Below are 19,791 nucleotides of genomic sequence, written 5' to 3'. Positions count from 1 at the left end.
CATTTCAATATTCAAAGCTCAATTATGACCTTGGGATATTTGCTGAAGCAATCACGGCATTTAAATATTTTGTAGATAACTATCCTAACAGCGGAGTGCGTGTTGAAGCAGACGCGCTACTCACAGAAGCATATTTGAATACAAATAAGTATGATGATGCAATAAAATATATTGAAGGATTAAAGAAAAAAAGCCAGCGTATAAACGCTGCTTACCAGAGGCTTTTATTTTACTTTGGAGTAGAAAGCTTTAATAAAGAGCAATATCTTAAAGCAGTACAATTGTTTGAAAAGTCCCTGCAATATCCTATGGATAAACAATTGGCAATTGCTGCTAACTTCTGGCTGGGCGAAACTTATTCCACAGGCAACAAATATGTTAAAGCAATTCCATATTATTTGCGTGTTTTTGAAAAAACTTCTTCTCCCAAAAATGAATTCTACATAAAAACCATGTATGGAGTTGGCTACGCTTATTTTAATACAAAACAGTATAAAAAGGCGCTGATAAATTTTCAGCGTTATGTAAATCATGCTGAAACAACCCAAAAGAAATATTATTATGGCGATGCTATTTTAAGGCTGGCCGATTGTTATTTTGTAACAAAGATCTACAATGAAGCAATTAAATATTACGATAAGGCAATCAATTATCAATCAAAAAATCAAAAAATCTTAAATCAAAAAATAATAGAGTCTGACTATGCTTACTTTCAAAAAGGCGTGATCTATGGCATTACTTCAAATCCCGATCTCGCTAAAAAGAACCTGGATATGGTTATCAGAAGATTCTCCGGTTCACGCTATTATGATGATGCTTTGTTTCAAACCGCACAGATAGATTTTGAAAATGGAAATAACGAGGATGCAATTACCGGTTTTTCCAGGTTAATTAAAGTAAAACCGGGCAGCCCTTTTGTTCCTTACGCTTTATTAAAAAGAGGAATTGCTCAGGAGAACCTCCAAAAATATGACAAGGCAATAGCTGATTATAAAAAAATAATAGATAATCACACCTCACACAAGATTGCCCGTGATGCCATATCCAGTTTGCAGCAAGCACTCACTTCGGCAGGTAAAAGCGAAAATTTCGATGATTACCTGGCCAAATTTAAACAAGCCAATCCAAATAGTGAAGCGCTGGAAAGCATTGAATTTGAAACCGCTAAAGCGCTTTATTACAACCAAAAGTACGAAGAGGCCATCAGCAGCTTTACGAATTACCTCAATAATTTTCCCGCTGTAGCACGGATTGGTAATCCGTCCATGCCCGCTAATCCGACCATGTATTATTATGACTCAAAATATTACCTCGCAGAATCATACTACCGGCTTGCTGTTGAAATAGAACAAAAAGATAGCAGCGGCTATGGCGCGGCATATAATAATGCTTTGAGATATTATAAAGAGGTGGTGGATGACAATAAAAGTGATTATGTAAATAAATCCATTTACAGAATTGCCGGACTGGAATATAAAAATCATTCCTATAAAAGCGCCATTAAATATTATGATCAACTGCTCGAAAAGGCAAGCAATAAAAAACAACAATTCAATGCATGGACGGGCCTGATGCTCTCGTATTACGGCTTGTCTAAATTTGATAAAGTTGAAATGTACGCCAATGAAATACTAAGCAGGGGGAACGCAAGCAACCGGAATAAAGCAATGCTCTACCTCGGTAAAGCAGCCTACGCAAGCGGTGATCATCTCAAAGCAACGGATGAATTTGTAAACACCCTCAATACGGCAAAAGATGCCAACGGAGCAGAAGCGCAATATTTATTGGCTGAACTCCTTTATAAAGATGGCAATTACAAACAATCACTTGAAACGCTTTTTGACCTCAACCAAAATTTTGCAAATTATAAAAAATGGGTGGATAAGGCATTCTTATTAATTGCAGACATTTATATAGCCCAGGATGAGCTGTTTCAGGCAAAAGCTACGTTGAATTCTATCATAGAGAAATCAACAAGCAAGGAAACGGTGGAAGCGGCAAAGGTGAAATTGGACTCTCTGTAGAAGGAAATAAGGGAATAGGGAAATAGGGAAATAAGGGAATAGGGAAATAGGAAGAAGTGGCAGTAGCAGTAGCAGTAGCAGTAGCAGTAGACGCACGCAACAAGAGCCATCGGAGCACGCAGACCAACGGTTTGCTTTTCCTGCCCTAGATGGCGCCTTGAATTTTTGTAAGCGGGCGGAAAAAAGAAGGAGGCTGTCTGAGCGCAGCGAGTTTGCCTCCTTCTCCGCCCGGTTACGAAAATTCAAGGAGGGGGTCGCCATCTCGGGCGCGCCTTTCTTTGCTTACTTTCTTTGGCAAGACAAAGAAAGTGAGTCAGCCCCGGCAGGGGATGAAACAAGGGATGCACCACAAGTGCAAAAGACGAGAAAGCACCGGAGACACAACCCAATGATCACCAAACTCCTCATCGCCAACCGAGGCGAAATCGCCTGCCGAGTCGCCGCCACCTGCCGCCGCCTGGGCATCCGCACGGTGGCGGTGTACTCCGACGCCGACGCCAACGCCCGCCACGTAGCGGCCTGCGACGAAGCCATCCACATCGGCGAGCCCGCCGCCCGCGACAGCTACCTGCGCGCCGACCGCATCCTCGAAGCCGCCCGCGCCACCGGCGCCCAGGCCGTCCACCCCGGCTACGGCTTCCTCTCCGAGAACGAAGCCTTCGCCAAGGCCTGCGCAAACGCCGGCATCCTCTTCGTCGGCCCGCCGGCTTCGGCCATCGAAGCGATGGGCAGCAAGAGCGCTGCCAAGGCCCTGATGGAAACCGCTGGCGTGCCGCTCGTCCCCGGCTACCACGGTGACAACCAGGACGCCGCCTTCCTGCGCACGCAGGCCGACCGCATCGGCTACCCCGTGCTCATCAAGGCCAGCGCCGGCGGCGGCGGCAAGGGCATGCGCGTGGTGGAATCGGGCGAGGCGTTCGAGGCCTCGCTGGCCTCGGTCAAGCGCGAAGCCTCCAGCAGCTTTGGCGACGACCGCGTGCTGATCGAGAAGTACCTCACGCGACCGCGCCATATCGAGATCCAGGTGTTCGCCGACAGCTTCGGCGGCGCGGTCTACCTGTTCGAGCGCGATTGCTCGGTGCAGCGCCGCCACCAGAAGGTGCTGGAAGAAGCCCCGGCGCCGGGCATGACGCTGGACCGCCGCCGCGCCATGGGCGAGGCCGCCGTGGCTGCCGCGCGCGCGGTCGGCTACGTAGGTGCCGGCACGGTCGAATTCATCGTCGATGAAGACGGCACGTTCTACTTCATGGAGATGAACACGCGCCTGCAGGTCGAGCACCCCGTCACCGAGATGATCACGGGCGAAGACCTGGTCGAATGGCAACTGCGCGTGGCCTCCGGCGAGCCCCTGCCGCGCGCGCAGGACGAACTGCACATCCACGGCCATGCGCTGGAAGCGCGCATCTACGCCGAGAACCCGGACCGCGATTTCCTGCCCTCCATCGGCACGCTGAAGGTGCTGCGCACGCCGGCGGCGGTGGAGTTCACCGTCGGCGCGCAGGCCAATGGCGAACCGGCAGCCGTGCGCATCGATGCCGGTGTGCGCGAGGGCGATGCCATCAGTCCCTACTACGACCCGATGATCGCCAAGCTGATCGTCTGGGGCCGCGACCGCGAAGAGGCGCTCGCGCGCATGCTGCAGGCGCTGGGCGGCTTCCACCTGGTCGGGCTGTCGTCCAACGTGGCGTTCCTGCGCCGTCTCGTGGCGTCGAAGCCGTTTGCCACGGCGGATCTGGATACCGGCTTGATCGCGCGTCACCACGACACGCTGTTCCCGGCCGCACCCGAGGTGCCGCAAGACGCCATCGCGCTGGCGGTGGCGGCGCTGCTCGCCCGCGAGGCCCGCGGCCTGCGCACCGACACGCGCGACCCGCATTCGCCGTGGACGCGCGGCAGCGGCTGGCGTCTGAACGGCGATGCCGAGCGCACGCTGCGCTTCACGCAGGGCGAGCAATCGGTCGACGCGACGCTGATCTACAGCCGCAACGGCGCGCGCCTGAAAGCCGACGGCCATGAAGCCCCCTTCACCACCCAGCGCCACGGCGAGACCTTCACCGTCGCGCTCGGCTCGCACAAGGCGATCGGCCAGGTGCACGCGGATGGCGACGCCTTCCACGTCTTCACCGGCGGCGCGCACTGGACGCTCGAGCGCCACGACCCGCTGGCCCATGCCGGCGAGACCGCCGACGAAGGCGGCAAACTGACCGCGCCGATGCCCGGCAAGGTCATCGCCGTGCTCGCCACGCCGGGCCAGACCGTTACCAAGGGCGCACCGCTCGTCGTCATGGAGGCGATGAAGATGGAGCACACGCTCACCGCACCGGCGGATGGCGTGGTTGAGTCCGTGCTGTATGGCGTGGGGGATCAAGTGACGGAAGGGGTGCAGTTGCTGGCGTTCAAGCCGGCGGAGTGAAGCGCAGGGTGGCGCAAAAAGGGGCCGCCACGCGCTGCGGCAGCCCCTGCTACACTGCTTGACGTATACGTCAACTCGAAGCTCTTCGAAGTCGCTCCCCATGCACATCCAGATCTACACGCCCGACGGCAAGCCCCAGCCCTGGCTCGACGGTTTCGCACAGGCGCTGCCGGACGCGCTGCTGTCGGTGTGGGAACAGGGCGCGGTGCAGGACGCCGACTACGCCGTGGTCTGGCAGCCGCCCGCCGATATGCTGCGCGGGCGCCGCGACTTGCGTGCGGTGTTCAACCTGGGCGCCGGTGTCGATGCCATCCTGGGCCTGCGCGCGCAATCACCCGATGCCTGGCCCGAGGGCCTGCCGATCGTGCGCCTGGACGACGCCGGCATGGCCTCGCAGATGGGCGAATACGTCACGCATGCCGTGCTGCGCTTCTTCCGCCGCCTGGATGAATATGAGCACCAGCAGCAAGCGAAGATGTGGCGCTTCCTCAAGCCGTTCAACCGCGACGAGTTTGTCGTCGGCGTGCTGGGGCTGGGCGTGCTCGGCACGCATATCGCGCAGACGCTGGCGGGCTTCGGCTTTCCGGTGCGTGGGTGGAGCCGCTCGGCCAAGGCCATCGCGGGCATCGACTGCCGCGCCGGTACCGATGCGCTGCCCGATTTCCTCGCCGGCACGCGCGTGCTGGTGAACGTGCTGCCACTCACCGCCGACACCGAGAACGTGATCGACGCCAAGCTGCTCGATCAGCTCGCGCCGGGCGCGTTCCTCGTCAACGTGGCGCGCGGCAAGCATGTGGTGGAAGACGACCTGCTCACGGCCGTACGCAGCGGGCAGATTGCCGGCGCGGCGCTCGACGTGTTCCGCACCGAGCCGCTGCCCGCCGATCACCCTTTCTGGACCGAACCGCGCATCCACATCACGCCGCATATCTCGGCGCTGACGCTGCGCGAGGTGAGCATTGCCCAGATCGCGCGCAAGATTCGCGCGCTGGAAGCCGGCGAGCCGATCGCCGGCATCGTCGATCTGCAACGAGGTTACTGAGATGAGCTATCCGCATTTTGTGAAGGTGGTCGAAGTCGGCCCGCGCGACGGTCTGCAGAACGAGAAGACGCCGGTCTCCACCGACACCAAGGTCGAGCTGGTGGACCGCCTGTCCGACGCCGGCTTCGTCAACGTGGAAGCCGCGTCGTTCGTGTCGCCCAAGTGGGTGCCGCAGATGGCCGACGGCGCCGAGGTGATGGCGCGCATCCAGCGCCGGCCGGGCACGCTGTATTCGGTGCTCACGCCTAACATGAAGGGCTTCGAGGCCGCCGCCGCGGCGGGCGCCGACGAGGTCGTGATCTTCAGCGCGGCCAGCGAGGCGTTCGCGCAGAAGAACATCAACTGCACGATTGCCGAATCGATCGAGCGCTTCTTGCCGGTCGCCAAGGCCGCCAAGGACGCGGGCATCCGCGTGCGCGGGTCGATCTCGTGCTCGCTGGGCTGCCCGTACCAGGGCGAGGTGCCGGTGTCCTCCGTGGTCGACGTGATCCAGCGCATGGCCGATCTCGGCTGCGATGAGATCGACATCGCCGACACCATCGGCGTGGGCACCGCCGGCCGCGTGAAGACCGTGATGGAAGCCGCCGCCGCGACCTTCCCGATCGACCGCCTCTCCGGCCACTTCCATGACACGTACGGCCAGGCGCTGGCCAACATCGTCGCCAGCCTGGAAGTCGGCATCCATATCTTCCACGCCTCGGTGGCGGGGCTGGGCGGTTGCCCGTATGCCAAGGGTGCGACCGGCAACGTGGCGACCGAAGACGTGCTGTACCTGCTGCACGGCTTGGGGCTGCGCACCGGCATCGACCTGGACAAGGTGGTGCTGGCGGGCGATTTCATCTCCCAGGCCATCGGCCGCCCGACCGCCTCGCGCGCGGGCCGCGCGCTGCTGCTGAAGCTGCAGGACCAGATCGCCCAAGCCTGTATCTGACCACTCCGGAACACGACCGACGACGATGACCGCACACGACGCCAACCAACCCCTGCCCGAATCCGCCCAGCGCGTGGCCGACCACCTGCGCACGCTCGGCTACGACAAGACCATCGTGATGCTGCCGGCCACCGGCAAGACCTCCGCCGAGGCGGCCGCCGGCCTGGGCTGCTCGGTGGCGGAGATCGCCAAGTCGATCATCTTCCGGCGGGCGAAGGACGACGTGCCGGTGCTGGTGATCGCCAGCGGCACGAACCGTGTCGATGAAGCCAAGGTCTCTGCCCACGTAGGCGCGCTGGCCAAGGCCGACGCCAAGTTCGTGCGCGAGAAGACCGGCTACGCCATCGGCGGTGTGTGCCCGGTCGGCCATGCGGTCAAGCCGGTCATGCTGCTCGACCAGGACCTGTTCCAGTACGCCAGCGTGTGGGCCGCCGCCGGCCATCCGCATGCGGTGTTCAACCTGACGCCCGCCGAACTGGAAGCGATGACCGGCGCGCCGGTGACCGACATCGCCCTGCGTGATTGATCCTGCTGTCTCCGTCGCCATGGATGCCTGCACACGCGCGCAACTGAAGCTGTCGCTGGGCAAGCTGCGCAACAGCCGCGCGCAGGCCGAGCGCGCACAGCCGGTGGCGTCGCCGTGCATCAGCGTGTGCAAGATGGATGCCGCGCGCGGCCTGTGCATCGGTTGCATGCGCACCATTGACGAGATTGCCGCGTGGTCGACGCTGCCGGATGCAGCGCGCATCGCCATCTGGCAGACCCTGCCCGAGCGCGCCTGCGCCTGGCTCAACGACACCGCCCGCGCCTGACCGCCCCCACCACCGACATGGCCGAACACGACATCATCACCCTGCCCGCGCATCTATCCGATTCGATGCGCGTGTTCGAGCGCGGCTGGCTGTCCTCGAACAACATCCTCTTCTTCGACGACGACGCGCACGGCGGCTGCGCGCTGGTCGATACCGGCTACTTCACGCACGCGCCGCAGACCGTGGCGCTGGTGCAGCACGCCCTGCAAGGCAAGCCGCTGCGCCGCCTGCTGAACACGCACCTGCACTCCGACCACTGCGGCGGCAACGCCGCGCTGCAGGCGCTGTATACCTGCCACACCCGTGTGCCCGCCGCGCAGATCGACGACGTGCGCCGCTGGGATACCGACGCCCTCAGCTACGGCCCCACCGGCCAGGAATGCGCCCGCTTCACGCTGCCCGATGAGGATGCTGGACTGTCCGATGGCATGACAGTGCGCCTGGGCGGCTTCGACTGGCAAGTCATCAGCGCGCCCGGGCACGACCCGAACGCCGTCATCCTCTACAGTCCCGACACGCGTGTGCTGCTCTCGGCCGATGCGCTGTGGGAACGCGGCTTCGGCGTGATCTTTCCGGAGCTGGAGGGCGAAAGCGGCTTTGCCGAGCAGGAAGCGATCCTGGCGCGCATTGCGCAGCTCGATGCGCGCGTGGTGATTCCGGGGCACGGCCGGCCGTTCCCTGGGGTCAACGCCGCCATCGATGCTTCGCTCGGGCGGCTGGCCTATCTGCGCGCCGATCCGGAACGCAATGCGCTGCACGCCATCCGCGTGCTGGTGAAGTTCAAGCTGCTGGAGCAGCAGGCCCTCACGTACGAGGCCTTGTCGACCTGGTTCATGCAGACCTCGCTGATGCCGCGCCTGCACGCACGCTTCTTTGCGAGCCAGTCGATGACGGACCTGTTGGACGGGGCCATCGCCGCGCTGGTCAAGGCGGGTGCAGCCACGGTCGAACACGGACAAATCCGCAACTGCGATTGACATGCCGCGCGGCGCCCGTGCGCCGCTACAATGCAGCGAAGCCTCTTCTCTTCGCCAGGGCATGCCGAAACCCGCAGCACCCACGTCACCCGAGTCCACCATCGAAGCCGATGCCGCGCCGCGCCGCAAGCGCGGCCGCCCTGCGCAGGATGCCAATGAGGGCCTGCGCCGCGCGCTGATCGAGCAATCGGCGCGGCTGTTCCGCGAGAAGGGCTACGGCAACACCACGGTGCGCGACATTGCCGCCGCCACGGGCGTGCACGCGGGCAGCTGGTTCTACTACTTCAAGACCAAGCAGGACATCCTGCAGGCCGTGATCGAGCATGGCCTGACCGTGGCGCTAGCCGACATCGAGGCCATCGACGTCGACGGCCTGCCGCCGCGCGAGGCCATGCGGCAGCTCGTACGCGCGCACCTCACCACGATCCTTGCGCCCAACCAGGACTTCATTCCGGTGATGCTGTATGAGTGGCGCTCGCTCGACGCCGAGGCACAGGAACGCATCATCGCGCTCAAGGACCGCTACGAATCGATCTGGACGCGCTTGATGGAGCGCCTGCGCGCCTCGGGCGACTGGGCGCAGCCCACGCCGGTGGACCGCCTGCTGATGTTCGGCGCGCTCAACTGGACGGCGCAGTGGTACCAGGCCGGCGCGGGCATCAGCATCGATGCGCTGGCCGACCAGGCCGTGCTGTTCATCCTGCGCACGCCGGCGCCGCCGGCGGCCTGAGCACGCCTACCGAGATTCGCCGTCAAACAGCGATTGGTTCGCTGTCCGCAGGACGTGCTTCTGCACCTTGCCGGTGGCCGTCATCGGCAGCTTATCGAGCACCGTGATGACCTTGGGCACCTCGAAGCCGGCCAGGTGCTCGCGGCAGTGCGCCTGTAGCGCCGCACTGTCGACCTGCGCGTCGACCTGCGCGTCGGGCTTGAGGCAGACGAAGGCCGCCACCGCCTCGATCCAGTGCGCGTGCGGCAGCCCAACCACGGCGGCGTTCGCCACGGCCGGGTGGCGCAGCAGCACCTCCTCCACCTTGATCGACGGCACGTTCTCGCCGCCGGTCTTGATCATGTCCTTGATGCGGTCCTTGAACTGGAGCTGGCCGTCGGCGTCCCACATGCCGAGGTCGCCGGTGTGGTGCCAGCCGAAGCGGCGCGCGTTGGCGGTGGCCTGCGGGTCCTTGTAGTAGCCGAGCATGACGTTGGGGCCGCGGTGCACGATCTCGCCGATCTGCCCGGGGCCGAGCAGCTTGCCAGTGTCGTCCATCACGGCGGTCTCGTTGACGATGGCCGGCTGCCCCCAGCAGTTGCCGGTGCGCCACAGTTGCTGGTCCGGCGCGAAATACTGCGTCATCGGGAAGATCTCGGTCTGGCCCGAGCCCAGCGCAAAGTTCGGGCACACCTCGGCAATCAGGCGCTTGAGCAGCGGCTCGGGCATCGGCGCCATGGCGTAGAGGCACAGTCGCAAGGCGGACAGATCGCGCTGCGGATGCACCAGCAGTGCCGCATACATCAAAGGCAAACCGAACATATGCGTGATGCGCTCGCGGGCCAGCGCGTCGAGCACGGCGGTCGGGTCGAAGCCATGCTGGATCACCAGTGTGGCGCCCGCCGTCAGCGACGCGGCGGCCGTGGCGAACTGCGCGCAGTGGAACAGCGGCAGGATGCACGAGAACACATCCGCCGGCCCGATGCCCAGCATGCTGATGTTCGACATCACCGCCGCATGCACGGAGCGGTGTGAGTGCATCGCCCCCTTGGGCCGGCCCGTGGTGCCGCTGGTGTACATGATGAGGGCCAGGTCGCGGTCGTCGATCACCACCTCGGGCAGCGTGTCGGGCATCCCCTGCAGCACTCGCGACAGTGTCGACATGGCCGTGGCCGGCGCGCCGGATTCGCACAGGCGGATCGGCAGGCCCAGCGCGTCGAGCATCGGTTGCAGGTGGCCATACAAGCGGTCGTCCACCACCACCAGCTTGGCCTCTGCGTGCTCGATGATGTAGCGCACGTCGTCGGGCGCGAGCATGGCGTTGATGGGCACCCAGACCAGCCCGGCCTTGAGGATGCCGTACGCTGCCACCAGGAACTGCGCGGAGTTGGCGCAGACCATTGCGACCTTGTCGCCGGGCTTCAGGCCGCTGGCAAGCAGGTGATGGGCGAAGCGGTTGCTGTCGGCGTCGAGCGCCGCGTAGGGCATGCGCCGGGCGCCATCCACCAGGGCGATCTTGTCGCCGAACGTGCGTGCGCTGCGGTGCAGGGTGTCGCCGAGCGCGACGCGGCTCAGCAGGTTGTCTTCAAGGGTATTGCTAGACGCGACTTCGGACATGGTGGCTCCAAGTTGGACCGCACTGCCTGCATGACGTACATGAATCGACCGCCCGACAAATCGGGTGAACCTTCGCGAGCCTCCGCTCAGGCTGCCTCGATCTCGATGAGCAATCCGCCCGGCGCCACCTGCGCGCCCACTTCGGTAAACAACCCCGTGACCGCGCCGGCCAGCGGCGCTTCGATGCTGTGTTCCATCTTCATCGCCTCGACCACCAGCAGCACCTGGCCGGCGGCCACCGCGTCGCCATGCGCCACGTGCAGCGCCACCACTCGGCCGTTCATCGGCGCGCTGATGCGTCCGCTGCCGGCCTGTGCGCCGTTGCGTTCGGGCTTGGCGTAGGTGGTGTCGATCGCCACGTGCTCGCGGCCGTCGAGCACAAAGTGGCAGGCGGTGTCGGTAATGGCGGTGTCGAGCTGGCACAGCGTGTCGCCCAGCGCGAGCGTGAGGCGGCCATCGGCTTCGGACACGATCTCCGCATCCGTGCTCCCGCCCTCCCACGCCAGCGCCCAGCGCTGCGGCCCGAGCGCGCGCACACGCATCTCGATGGCCTCGCCGTCGAGCGTGAAGCGGCACAGCGCGGGATACGTGCGGCTGCTGGCCCAGCCGTGCAGCTCGTCTGGATACCGGCGTGCGACACCCTGGCGCAGATGCGTCAGCAGCACGGCCGCCGACTGGCAGGCCGACGCGTCGGGCACGGCAGGCTGCCGCATCGACGCCGGGAAATGCCGGTCGATGAACGCCGTCGACACCTCCCCCGCCTGAAACGCCGGATGCGCCACGCATGCCCGAAGGAAGGCGCGGTTGGACGGCAGGCCCAGCAGCAGGCAATCGTCCAACGCGTGCGCCAGCCGACGGCAGGCGTCGGCGCGGTCGGTGCCGTGCGCGACGATCTTCGCCAGCATCGAGTCGTAGTACGGCGAGACGACGATGCCGTCGGCCAGCGCGTGGTCCGCGCGCACTTCGCGCGGCGCGCGCCAGCGGGCGACGGTGCCGCTCTGCGGCAGGAAGTTCTGCTGCGGGTCTTCCGCACACAGGCGCACCTCGATGGCGTGACCGCCCTGCGCACGGCGCGCGTCGATCTCGGCTTGCGTGAGCGGCAAGGGCTCGCCCAGCGCCACGCGCAACTGCCATTCGACCAGGTCGACGCCGATCACCGCTTCGGTCACGGCGTGCTCGACCTGCAGGCGCGTGTTCATCTCCATGAAGTAGAACGCGCCGTCCGGTGCGAGCAGGAATTCCAGCGTGCCGGCCCCCACGTAGCCGATGGCGCGCGCAGCGGCGATCGACACCTCGCCCATGCGTGCGCGCAGCTCCGGCGACACCGCAGGCGACGGCGACTCCTCGATCAGCTTCTGGTGCCGGCGCTGCACGGAGCAATCGCGCTCGCCCAGGTGGACGACATTGCCGTGCGTATCGGCAAACACCTGGATCTCGATATGGCGCGGCTCGATGATGGCCTTCTCCAGGATCAGTTCGCCGGAGGCGAAGGCGTTCTCCGCCTCGGAGCGCGCGGATCGCAGGGCAGCCCCAAAGTCCTCGGCGCGGTCGACGCGCCGCATGCCGCGCCCGCCGCCGCCAGCAGCTGCCTTGATCATCACCGGATAGCCGATGCGCGTGGCTTCCTGTGCCATGCGGGTGTCGGATTGATCGTCGCCCTGGTAGCCGGGCACGCACGGCACGCCGGCTGCCTCCATCAACCGCTTGGCGCCCGCCTTGTTGCCCATCGCGCGGATAGCCTCGGCGGGCGGGCCGATGAAGACGAGCCCGGCGTCGGCACACGCGCCGGCAAACGCATCGCTCTCGGCCAGGAAGCCATAGCCGGGGTGAATCGCCCCCGCGCCGGACCGACGCGCCGCCTCCAGCAATGCCGCGATGTTCAGGTACGACGCCTGCGGCTGCGACGCGCCGATCGGCAGGGCAAGGTCTGCTGCGCGGCAGTGCGGCGCATCGCGGTCCGCCTCGGAATACACGGCGACGGTACGCATGCCGAGGCGCCTTGCCGTGCGCATGACGCGCACCGCGATCTCGCCACGGTTGGCGATCAGGACCGAGCCGAATGCTGCACGGGACATGGCCGTCTCCTCAACCCTTCTTGCCGGGCAAGGTGTTCATGTATTTGCAGATGATGCCGAGCATCACCTCGTCCGCGCCGCCGCCAATGGAGCCCAGGCGGCCATCACGGTAATAGCGCGAGACCAGGTTGTCCCACGTGAAGCCCATGCCGCCCCAGAACTGCAGGCACGCATCCGGCACGATGCGCGCGAGGCGCCCGGCCTTGAGCTTGGCCATGGAGGCCAGCTCGGTCACGTCCTGCCCGCCGATGTACAGCTCGCACGCGCGATACGTGAGCGCGCGCAGCGCCTCCACCTCGGTCTTCAGTTCGGCCAGCTTGAAGTGCACCCACTGGTTGTCGAGCAGGCTGGCGCCGAACAGCTTGCGCTCGCGGCCGTATTCGATGGTGCTGTCGATGCACATCATCATCGTCTGCAGGCTACTGGCCGCAGCCCACATGCGCTCTTCCTGGAACTGCAGCATCTGGTACATGAAGCCCTTGCCTTCCTCGCCGATGCGGTAGCGCTGCGGAACGCGCACCTCGTCGAAATAGATCAGGCCCGTGTCCGACGAGTTCATGCCGATCTTGCGGATCTTCTTGCCGACCGACACGCCCTTGGTATTCATCGGCACGATGATCAGCGACTTGTTGCGATGCGCCGCGTCGTCCGACGTGTTGGCGAGCAGGCACATCCAGTCGGCCTGCAGGCTGTTGGTGATCCACATCTTGCTGCCGTTGATGACGTAGTCGTCGCCGTCCTTGCGCGCGGTGGTCTTGACGGCGGCCACGTCCGAGCCGGCGCCGGGCTCCGACACGCCGATGCACGCGACCGCATCGCCGCTGATGGCGGGCGTGAGGAACTGCGCGCGCAGCTCGTCCGAGCCGAAGCGCGCGAGCGCCGGTGTCGCCATGTCGGTCTGCACGCCAATCGCCATCGGCACACCACCGCAGTGGATATGGCCGAGCGTCTCCGCCATCGCCATCGCATACGAATAGTCGAGGCCCAGGCCGCCGTACTCGGTCGGCTTGGCGATGCCGAGGAAGCCCAGCGCGCCCATCTTCTTGAACAGTTCCTTGGCCGGGAACATCTCCGCTGCTTCCCATTCGTCGATGTGCGGGTTGATGTCGCTGTCGATGAAGCGCTTGAGGTTGCGCTGCAGTTCCTGATGCTCGTGGGTGAATTGCATGGTGTCTCGCTCCGGTGGTCCTGGGGTTCTGTGGTGTTCGTCGATGCGGATGGGCGGCGCTACGGTCGGGCGACGCCGAACTGGACGGGATGCAGCGTGCGGCGGCGCGCCTCGTCGCACACGGCCAGCACGCAGGCCAGCACTTTGCGCGTGTCGCGCGGGTCGATCACGCCGTCGTCCAGCAGGCGGCCCGAGATCGTGAAGGCGCCGGACTGCCGCTCGAAGGTGTCGATCACCTTGGTGCGCATCGCCTCGATGGCTTCGTGGTCAACGGTCTGGGTCTTGCGCATCATGCCGGCGGCCATGACGGTGGCCATGGTGCCGGCAGCCTGCTCGGCGCCCATCACGGCGGTCTTGGCATTGGGCCAACTGAAGCAGAAATCGGGGAAGAAGCCGCGCCCCGACATGCCGTAGTTGCCGGCCCCGAACGACGCCCCGCAATGCACGGTGATGCGTGGCACGGTCGCGTTCGACATCGCCTGGATCATCTTCGAGCCGTGCTTGATCATGCCGGCCTGCTCGGAGGCCTTGCCGACGATGAAGCCCGTGGTGTTTTGCAGGTAGAGCAGCGGCGTATCGGACTGGCAGCACGCCTGGATGAAGTGCACCACCTTGGTGGCACCGGCCGGGTCCAGCGGGCCATTGTTCGTGATGATGCCGACATGCATGCCGCAGATGGCCGCATGCCCAGCAATGGTGGCCGGGCCGTAGTCCGGCTTGAACTCCAGGAAGTCCGACCCATCGACGATGCGCGCAATCACCTCGCGCATATCGAGCGGCTTGCGATGGTCCGGCAGCGCAATGCCGAGCAGCTCCTCGGCATCGAAGCGCGGCGCGGCATACGTGCGTTGCGATGGCGGCAGATCGCGATTCCAATCCAGCGCGGCGACCAGCTCACGCGTGATGCGCAACGCATCGGCATCGTCCTCGGCCAGGTATTCTGCGAGGCCCGACGTGGTGGCATGCATCTCCGCGCCGCCGAGTTCCTCTTCAGTGGCGATCTCCCCGGTAGCAGCCTTGAGCAGCGGCGGGCCGGCCAGGAAGGCCCGCGCGCGATCGCGCACCATCACCACGTAATCGGACAGCCCGGGCATATACGCGCCGCCCGCCGTGCTCGACCCATGCACCACGCTGATCACCGGAATGCCCGCCGCCGACAGCCGCGCCAGCCAGTAGAAACCGCTGCCGCCGTGGATGAAGGTCTCCACCCGATACGTCAGCAGGTTGGCACCGGCCGATTCGACCAGGTGGATGAACGGCAGCTTCTGCTCCAGCGCAACGGCCTGCGCGCGCTGGAACTTCTCGATGCCCATCGGCTGCACGGCGCCGGCGTCGATGCCCGCGTCGTCCACGATGATCATCGCGCGCACGCCGCTGACCCAGCCGATGCCGGCGATGAAGCCGCCGCCGGGAATCGAGCGCGCCGGGTCCGCGTGGTCCAGGCAGAAACCGGCCAGCGTGGACAGCTCCAGGAACGGCGCGCCGGTATCGAGCAGACGCCCCAGGCGGTCGCGCGGCAGCAACTGGCCACGTTGCTCGAAGCGCGCGCGCGAAGCCTCGGACTTGTCGCGTGTGCGCGCTTCCAGCGTGCGCAATTGGTCGACGAGTTCCGTCAGTGCGGCGTGGTTCTGGCGGTACGCGTCGCCGTGCGGGACGATGCGCGAATCAAGCGCCGGCATCGGTGGCCTCCTCGCGTTGCAGGACCTTGGGCGTCACGGCCAGGTGAAAGCCGTTGAACGGCTCCGCGCCATGATGCGGCGCGGGCATGGGCGTGCCGGGCCGCACGTTGGGCCGGCCGCCGTCTACGCGCAGCGTCGTGCCCGTGATGAACGCCGCCGCTTCCGACAGCAGGTACACGATGGCCGACGACACCTCCGCCTCGGTGGCAAAGCGCCCGAGCGGCACGGTGCGCGGCATGCTGCGGATGGTCTCGGCCATCCACGGCGGATACGCGTCCATGCCCGACGACGCCACGTAGCCCGGCGCCACGGCATTCACGCGCACGCCGTACTGCGCCCATTCGAACGCCGCCGTCTCGGTCAAGCTGACCATGCCCGCACGCGCCGCACCCGAGTGCCCCATGTTGGGCATGCTGCCCCATATGTCGGCGACGATATTGACGATGGCCCCGCCGCGCTGCTGCATCGCCTGGTTCAGGCACTCGCGCGCCATCAGGAAACCGCCGGTCAGGTTGGTCTGCACCACGGCATCCCAGCCCTTGGCGGAGATGTCCTTGAGCGGCGCCGGAAACTGCCCACCCGCGTTGTTGACCAGCGCGTCGATGCGGCCGTGCTCGGCGTGGATCTGCGCCACCAGCGCCTGCACGGCAGCCTCGTCGCGGATGTTGCAGACGTAGGCATGCGCGGTGCCACCGGCCTCGACAATCTCGGTGCGCACGGCGGCGAGCTTGTCGGCGTTGCGCCCCACCAGTGCCACCGCCGCGCCGAGCGAGGCCAGTTCGTGCGCGGTACAGCGGCCGATGCCGCTGCCACCGCCCGTCACGACCGCCACCTGCCCCTGGAACAACCCCGGACGAAAAATCGAGCGATACATCGTATGTCTCCCTATTGAGCCTTAGGCCCAGCCAAGCTGGCGTGCAGCGAGATCGCTGAGGACATCCTCCGCGCCGCCGCCGATCATGTAGACCTTCACTTCGCGGTAGATCCGCTCCGATTTCGTGCCGCGCATGAAGCCCATGCCGCCGAGCAATTGGACGGCCGTGTCGGCGCAGAACTGCAGGCTCTGCGTGGCAAAGTTCTTCAGCATGCACAACTGCGCGACGGGCGCGTCGCCCGCCTGCACGCGGCGCATCAGGTCTTCGAGCAAGGCACGCGTGGCCTCGATGCGCGTGGCCATCGCCACCAGCTTCTGGCGCGCGGCCTGGTGCTGGACGAGACGCTTGCCGAAGGTCTCGCGCTGGCTGGCCCACTCCACCGCCTCGGCCAGGCACACGCGGGCGAGGCCGTAGGCCTGCATCGCCAAGGCCAACCGCTCGTGATTGAAGTTGCGCATGACCAGCTCGAAGCCGCGGTTCTCCACGCCGAGCAGGTTGCCCACCGGCACGCGGCAGGCGTCGAAATGCAGCTGCGCGGTATCGGAGCACCACCAGCCCATCTTCTTGAGCGGCGTGCGTGTCAGGCCCGGCGTGTCGCCGTCGATCAGCAGCACCGACACACCGCCCGCCCCCGGCCCGCCGGTGCGCACGGCCACGGTCAGGTAGTCCGCGCGCATGCCGGACGTGATGAAGAGCTTGCTGCCGGTGACGACGTAGTGGTCGCCGTCGCGCACGGCGCGCGTGCTCAGGTTGGCGACATCCGAGCCGCCCGAGGGCTCGGTGATGGCCAGCGCGTTGATCTTCTCGCCCGACAGGATCGCGGGCAGCACGCGCGCCTTCAGCGCAGCCGAACCACCGGCCACGATGGGCGGTGCGCCGATCGTGTGGCTGAACAGCGAGGCCAGTAGCCCACCGCTGGCCGCACGCGTCAGCTCCTCGATCATCGCGAGTTCGAGGAACAGGTCGCCGGGCGTGCCGCCGTACTCCTCGGGAAAGCCGAGCCCGAGCATGCCGAGGTCCGCCGCCTCGCGATACAGCTCACGCGGGAAAGTCTCGGCCTCCTCCCACGCATCGATGGACGGCAGCACGACCTTGTCGACGAAGCGGCGCACGGTCTCGCGAAACGTATCGTGATCGGCGTCGAAGAGGGAAGACGGCAGCAGGCCTGGGAACATGATCGCCTCGTCGGTTATCGATAGTCTGCTGGCACGCGCACCGGCATCGCCAGCAGCACCTGCGCCATGCCCTTGCCCAGCGGATCGTTGCGCAGCGAGGCCATGCCGCCGCCGCCCAGCGCCTGCTCGCAGACGAAGTTCAGCGCGTGGATGCCCGGCAGCTCGTAGCGCGTCACCGGGCCCTGCACGACGTGCGCGAGGTAGGCGGCGACAGCGGCTTCGGTCAGCTGCGCGCGCAGCAGCGGCAGGTCTTCGGGCCGGCGCGCGATGACACCGATGTTGGAGGTGTCGCCCTTGTCGCCGCTGCGCGCGTAGGCGAGTTCGATCAGGGGGACTTCGCGCGTGGGGCCGGTCGGCATTGCTGTCGGCGCATAGGCAGTCGTGAGCGGCCGCGCGTCGAGGCGGGTGCCGCCGGTCGGCACGGTCACGTCGAAGGTCTCTGCGCCCAGCAGCGTCACGCGCGGCTGCACGCGCGCCTTGTCGAGCAGGAAGGCGTATTGCTTGATGGCGGGCCCGACGCTGGGCCGACCGGCGGCGCCCGTCGTGCCCGGCGCCCACGAGGTGCCGGCGGGCGCGATCTCGCGCGCGAACAACTCCAGCGCCAGCTTGTTCGGGTGGGCCACCGCCAGCCACATCACCGATTCAAAGCGCGGCACGCTCGGCTGGTGCGGCCCGAACAGGTTGGCCGAGCCGAGCGTCTCGATGTGCGTAGCGCTGTAGTCCGGCAGGCCGAGCTTACGGAAGAGCCCGCGCGTGCGCTCCAGGATCGCCTCGGCGGTGCGGCGCGCCTTGCGGTCGGCGTCAAAACCGACCACGGTGAGCTGGCCGGTGGCGCGGTAGCCGTCGGCGTAGGTGGCGCTGACCTTGTAGTCGGGCGTGGGCGCGTGGCCGCGTGCACCGGCAACCTCGACGCGATGTTCACCGGCCTGCGTCAGGGTCACCTGCATGAAATCGCAGACGACGTCGGGCAACACATAGCGCGCCGGGTCGCCGATCTCGTACAGCAACTGCTCGCCCACAGTGGCCGGCGTGACAAGGCCGCCCGTGCCTTCGGGCTTGGTCACGGTGAAGCTGCCGTCGGCCCGGCATTCGACGATGGGGTAACCGCTGTGCGCCCAATCGGGCACGGCTTCCCAGTCGGTATGCAGGCCGCCCGCGCCCTGGCAGCCGCATTCCAGGAGGTGCCCGGCGAGGCTGCCGGCGGCAAGGCGGTCGTAGTCGTCGGCGGACCAGCCGAAGGTGTGCATCAGCGCGCCGAGCGTGACCGCGCTGTCGACGCAGCGGCCGGTGATGACCACCTGCGCGCCGGCGTCCAACGCGGCCTTGATCGGCAGCGCGCCGAGGTAGGCGTTGGCGCTCACCAGCTTGTCGGGCAGCGGCCGGCCGCTCTGCAGCTCGCGCACGCCGGCGTCGCGCAGCGCGGGCAACAGCGGCATCACGTCGTCGCCCTCCACCACCGCGATGCGCACGCTGACGCCCAGCTCATCGGCCAACGCCTGCAACGCCGCCGCGCAGCCGTGCGGGTTGACGCCACCCGCGTTGGCGATGATGCGGATGTTCTGCGCCAGCGCGTCCTTGAGTACCGCGCGCATCGCCACGCTCACGAAGTCGGTGGCGTAGCCGAGTTCCGCGTTCCTCATGCGCGCGGCGGCCAGCAGCGACATGGTCAGCTCGGCCAGGTAATCGAAGACGAGGAAGTCGATGCGACCCGAGGCGACGAGCTGCATGGGCCCGGTCACGCTGTCGCCCCAGAAGCCGCTGGCGCCGCCGATGGAAACGGTGTCCTTGGTCTTCGCCATGTCAGCGCCCCGTCCAGTTGGGTGTGCGTTTTTCGCGGAAGGCGGCTTGCCCCTCCTGCGCATCTTCGGTGAGGGCGAACAGGCCGATCTGGCTTTCGGTAAAGGCGACGGCCTGCTCGAAGCCCAGGTGTTCGGTGTGCTTGAGCGTGTAGAGGCCGCGGCGGATGGCCGACGGCGATTTGTCCAGCAGCCGCGCGAGCAGCGCGCCGAGCGTGGCATCCAGCGCATCCGCATCAGCAAGGTGGTTGACCAGGCCGATCGACAGCGCGCGTTCGGCATCGATGGTCTCGCCGGTCAGGCACAGCTCGTTGAGCACGCGGCGCGGCAGCAGGTTCTGCAGCGCCGCCAGCACCTGCGCGGGGAACACGCCCACCTTCACCTCCGGCAGGCCGAAGGTGGCAGTGCGGCTGGCCACGGCCAGGTCGCACATCGCCAGCAGCCCCATGCCGCCGGCCATGCACGCGCCATTGACGCGCGCGATGAGCGGCACGGTGC

16 protein-coding genes are annotated in these 19,791 nt (G+C 65.1%); 8 read left to right on the top strand and 8 right to left on the bottom strand.

Translation table 11 applies throughout. From position 1 onward, the window contains the following. From QZ609_RS13455 to QZ609_RS13420, 8 genes are all read left to right on the top strand, one after another. A partial coding sequence (locus tag QZ609_RS13455; protein ID WP_295495480.1) for a tetratricopeptide repeat protein occupies positions 1-2,024 on the top strand: 2,024 nt, incomplete at its 5' end. Positions 2,025-2,412: 388 nt separating this feature from the next. Beyond that, positions 2,413-4,437 carry an acetyl/propionyl/methylcrotonyl-CoA carboxylase subunit alpha gene (locus tag QZ609_RS13450; RefSeq protein ID WP_295495478.1) on the top strand — a complete coding sequence of 675 codons (2,025 nt, stop codon included), beginning with the start codon at positions 2,413-2,415 and terminating at the stop codon, positions 4,435-4,437. Positions 4,438-4,537: 100 nt separating this feature from the next. Further along, positions 4,538-5,479, top strand: coding sequence for a glyoxylate/hydroxypyruvate reductase A (locus tag QZ609_RS13445; RefSeq protein ID WP_295495474.1), 942 nt, complete (start codon positions 4,538-4,540; stop codon positions 5,477-5,479). Between the two features lies 1 nt (position 5,480). Beyond that, the gene (locus QZ609_RS13440) at positions 5,481-6,410 is read left to right on the top strand and encodes a hydroxymethylglutaryl-CoA lyase (protein ID WP_295495471.1); all 930 of its coding nucleotides are present in this window, start codon (positions 5,481-5,483) and stop codon (positions 6,408-6,410) included. Between the two features lie 25 nt (positions 6,411-6,435). Then, positions 6,436-6,936, top strand: a complete 501-nt coding sequence (locus tag QZ609_RS13435) for a YbaK/EbsC family protein (protein WP_295495468.1) — start codon at positions 6,436-6,438, stop codon at positions 6,934-6,936. 19 nt (positions 6,937-6,955) lie between these two features. Then, positions 6,956-7,222 carry a DUF1289 domain-containing protein gene (locus tag QZ609_RS13430; protein ID WP_295495483.1) on the top strand — a complete coding sequence of 89 codons (267 nt, stop codon included), beginning with the start codon at positions 6,956-6,958 and terminating at the stop codon, positions 7,220-7,222. Positions 7,223-7,239: 17 nt separating this feature from the next. Continuing rightward, on the top strand, positions 7,240-8,199 hold the full coding sequence (locus QZ609_RS13425; RefSeq protein WP_295495466.1) for an MBL fold metallo-hydrolase: 960 nt from the start codon (positions 7,240-7,242) through the stop codon (positions 8,197-8,199). A gap of 61 nt (positions 8,200-8,260) precedes the next feature. Further along, complete coding sequence (locus QZ609_RS13420; protein WP_295495462.1) at positions 8,261-8,929, top strand: TetR/AcrR family transcriptional regulator; 669 nt, start codon at positions 8,261-8,263, stop codon at positions 8,927-8,929. Between the two features lie 6 nt (positions 8,930-8,935). Here QZ609_RS13420 and QZ609_RS13415 read toward each other — a convergent pair whose 3' ends face one another. From QZ609_RS13415 to QZ609_RS13380, 8 genes are all read right to left on the bottom strand, one after another. Continuing rightward, positions 8,936-10,525, bottom strand: a complete 1,590-nt coding sequence (locus tag QZ609_RS13415) for an AMP-binding protein (RefSeq protein ID WP_295495459.1) — start codon at positions 10,523-10,525, stop codon at positions 8,936-8,938. 86 nt (positions 10,526-10,611) lie between these two features. Then, positions 10,612-12,600: a biotin carboxylase N-terminal domain-containing protein gene (locus tag QZ609_RS13410; RefSeq protein ID WP_295495457.1), complete on the bottom strand. Its 1,989-nt coding sequence runs from the start codon at positions 12,598-12,600 to the stop codon at positions 10,612-10,614. A gap of 10 nt (positions 12,601-12,610) precedes the next feature. Further along, positions 12,611-13,768: an acyl-CoA dehydrogenase family protein gene (locus tag QZ609_RS13405; RefSeq protein ID WP_295495454.1), complete on the bottom strand. Its 1,158-nt coding sequence runs from the start codon at positions 13,766-13,768 to the stop codon at positions 12,611-12,613. A gap of 59 nt (positions 13,769-13,827) precedes the next feature. Next, complete coding sequence (locus QZ609_RS13400; protein WP_295495451.1) at positions 13,828-15,447, bottom strand: carboxyl transferase domain-containing protein; 1,620 nt, start codon at positions 15,445-15,447, stop codon at positions 13,828-13,830. Next, positions 15,434-16,321 (bottom strand): SDR family oxidoreductase, encoded by an 888-nt coding sequence (locus tag QZ609_RS13395; RefSeq protein ID WP_295495448.1) that lies wholly within the window; start codon positions 16,319-16,321, stop codon positions 15,434-15,436. Before QZ609_RS13395 ends, QZ609_RS13400 begins: the two co-directional genes overlap by 14 nt. Positions 16,322-16,342: 21 nt before the next feature. Beyond that, positions 16,343-17,497, bottom strand: a complete 1,155-nt coding sequence (locus tag QZ609_RS13390; RefSeq protein WP_295495446.1) for an acyl-CoA dehydrogenase family protein — start codon at positions 17,495-17,497, stop codon at positions 16,343-16,345. A 14-nt stretch (positions 17,498-17,511) separates the two neighbouring features. Then, complete coding sequence (locus QZ609_RS13385) at positions 17,512-19,296, bottom strand: acyclic terpene utilization AtuA family protein (protein ID WP_295495443.1); 1,785 nt, start codon at positions 19,294-19,296, stop codon at positions 17,512-17,514. A 1-nt stretch (position 19,297) separates the two neighbouring features. After that, on the bottom strand, positions 19,298-19,791 hold a 494-nt coding region (locus tag QZ609_RS13380; protein ID WP_295495440.1), incomplete at its 5' end, for an enoyl-CoA hydratase-related protein.

It is taken from the genome of uncultured Ralstonia sp., from assembly GCA_913056305.1.
Classification (GTDB): domain Bacteria; phylum Pseudomonadota; class Gammaproteobacteria; order Burkholderiales; family Burkholderiaceae; genus Ralstonia.
Note: the sequence above shows the minus strand (reverse complement) of the source record. Positions and strands in the feature narration are given on the sequence as shown.

What these genes read in the sequence shown, in the direction of transcription:
- QZ609_RS13420 (WP_295495462.1), top strand. Translation starts at nt 8,261, where the DNA reads ATGCCGAAACCCGCAGCACCCACGTCACCCGAGTCCACCATCGAAGCC.
- QZ609_RS13435 (WP_295495468.1), top strand. Translation starts at nt 6,436, where the DNA reads ATGACCGCACACGACGCCAACCAACCCCTGCCCGAATCCGCCCAGCGC.
- QZ609_RS13445 (WP_295495474.1), top strand. Translation starts at nt 4,538, where the DNA reads ATGCACATCCAGATCTACACGCCCGACGGCAAGCCCCAGCCCTGGCTC.
- QZ609_RS13405 (WP_295495454.1), bottom strand. Translation starts at nt 13,768, where the DNA reads ATGCAATTCACCCACGAGCATCAGGAACTGCAGCGCAACCTCAAGCGC.
- QZ609_RS13400 (WP_295495451.1), bottom strand. Translation starts at nt 15,447, where the DNA reads ATGCCGGCGCTTGATTCGCGCATCGTCCCGCACGGCGACGCGTACCGC.
- QZ609_RS13395 (WP_295495448.1), bottom strand. Translation starts at nt 16,321, where the DNA reads ATGTATCGCTCGATTTTTCGTCCGGGGTTGTTCCAGGGGCAGGTGGCG.
- QZ609_RS13385 (WP_295495443.1), bottom strand. Translation starts at nt 19,296, where the DNA reads ATGGCGAAGACCAAGGACACCGTTTCCATCGGCGGCGCCAGCGGCTTC.
- QZ609_RS13440 (WP_295495471.1), top strand. Translation starts at nt 5,481, where the DNA reads ATGAGCTATCCGCATTTTGTGAAGGTGGTCGAAGTCGGCCCGCGCGAC.
- QZ609_RS13390 (WP_295495446.1), bottom strand. Translation starts at nt 17,497, where the DNA reads ATGTTCCCAGGCCTGCTGCCGTCTTCCCTCTTCGACGCCGATCACGAT.
- QZ609_RS13425 (WP_295495466.1), top strand. Translation starts at nt 7,240, where the DNA reads ATGGCCGAACACGACATCATCACCCTGCCCGCGCATCTATCCGATTCG.
- QZ609_RS13410 (WP_295495457.1), bottom strand. Translation starts at nt 12,600, where the DNA reads ATGTCCCGTGCAGCATTCGGCTCGGTCCTGATCGCCAACCGTGGCGAG.
- QZ609_RS13430 (WP_295495483.1), top strand. Translation starts at nt 6,956, where the DNA reads ATGGATGCCTGCACACGCGCGCAACTGAAGCTGTCGCTGGGCAAGCTG.
- QZ609_RS13415 (WP_295495459.1), bottom strand. Translation starts at nt 10,525, where the DNA reads ATGTCCGAAGTCGCGTCTAGCAATACCCTTGAAGACAACCTGCTGAGC.
- QZ609_RS13450 (WP_295495478.1), top strand. Translation starts at nt 2,413, where the DNA reads ATGATCACCAAACTCCTCATCGCCAACCGAGGCGAAATCGCCTGCCGA.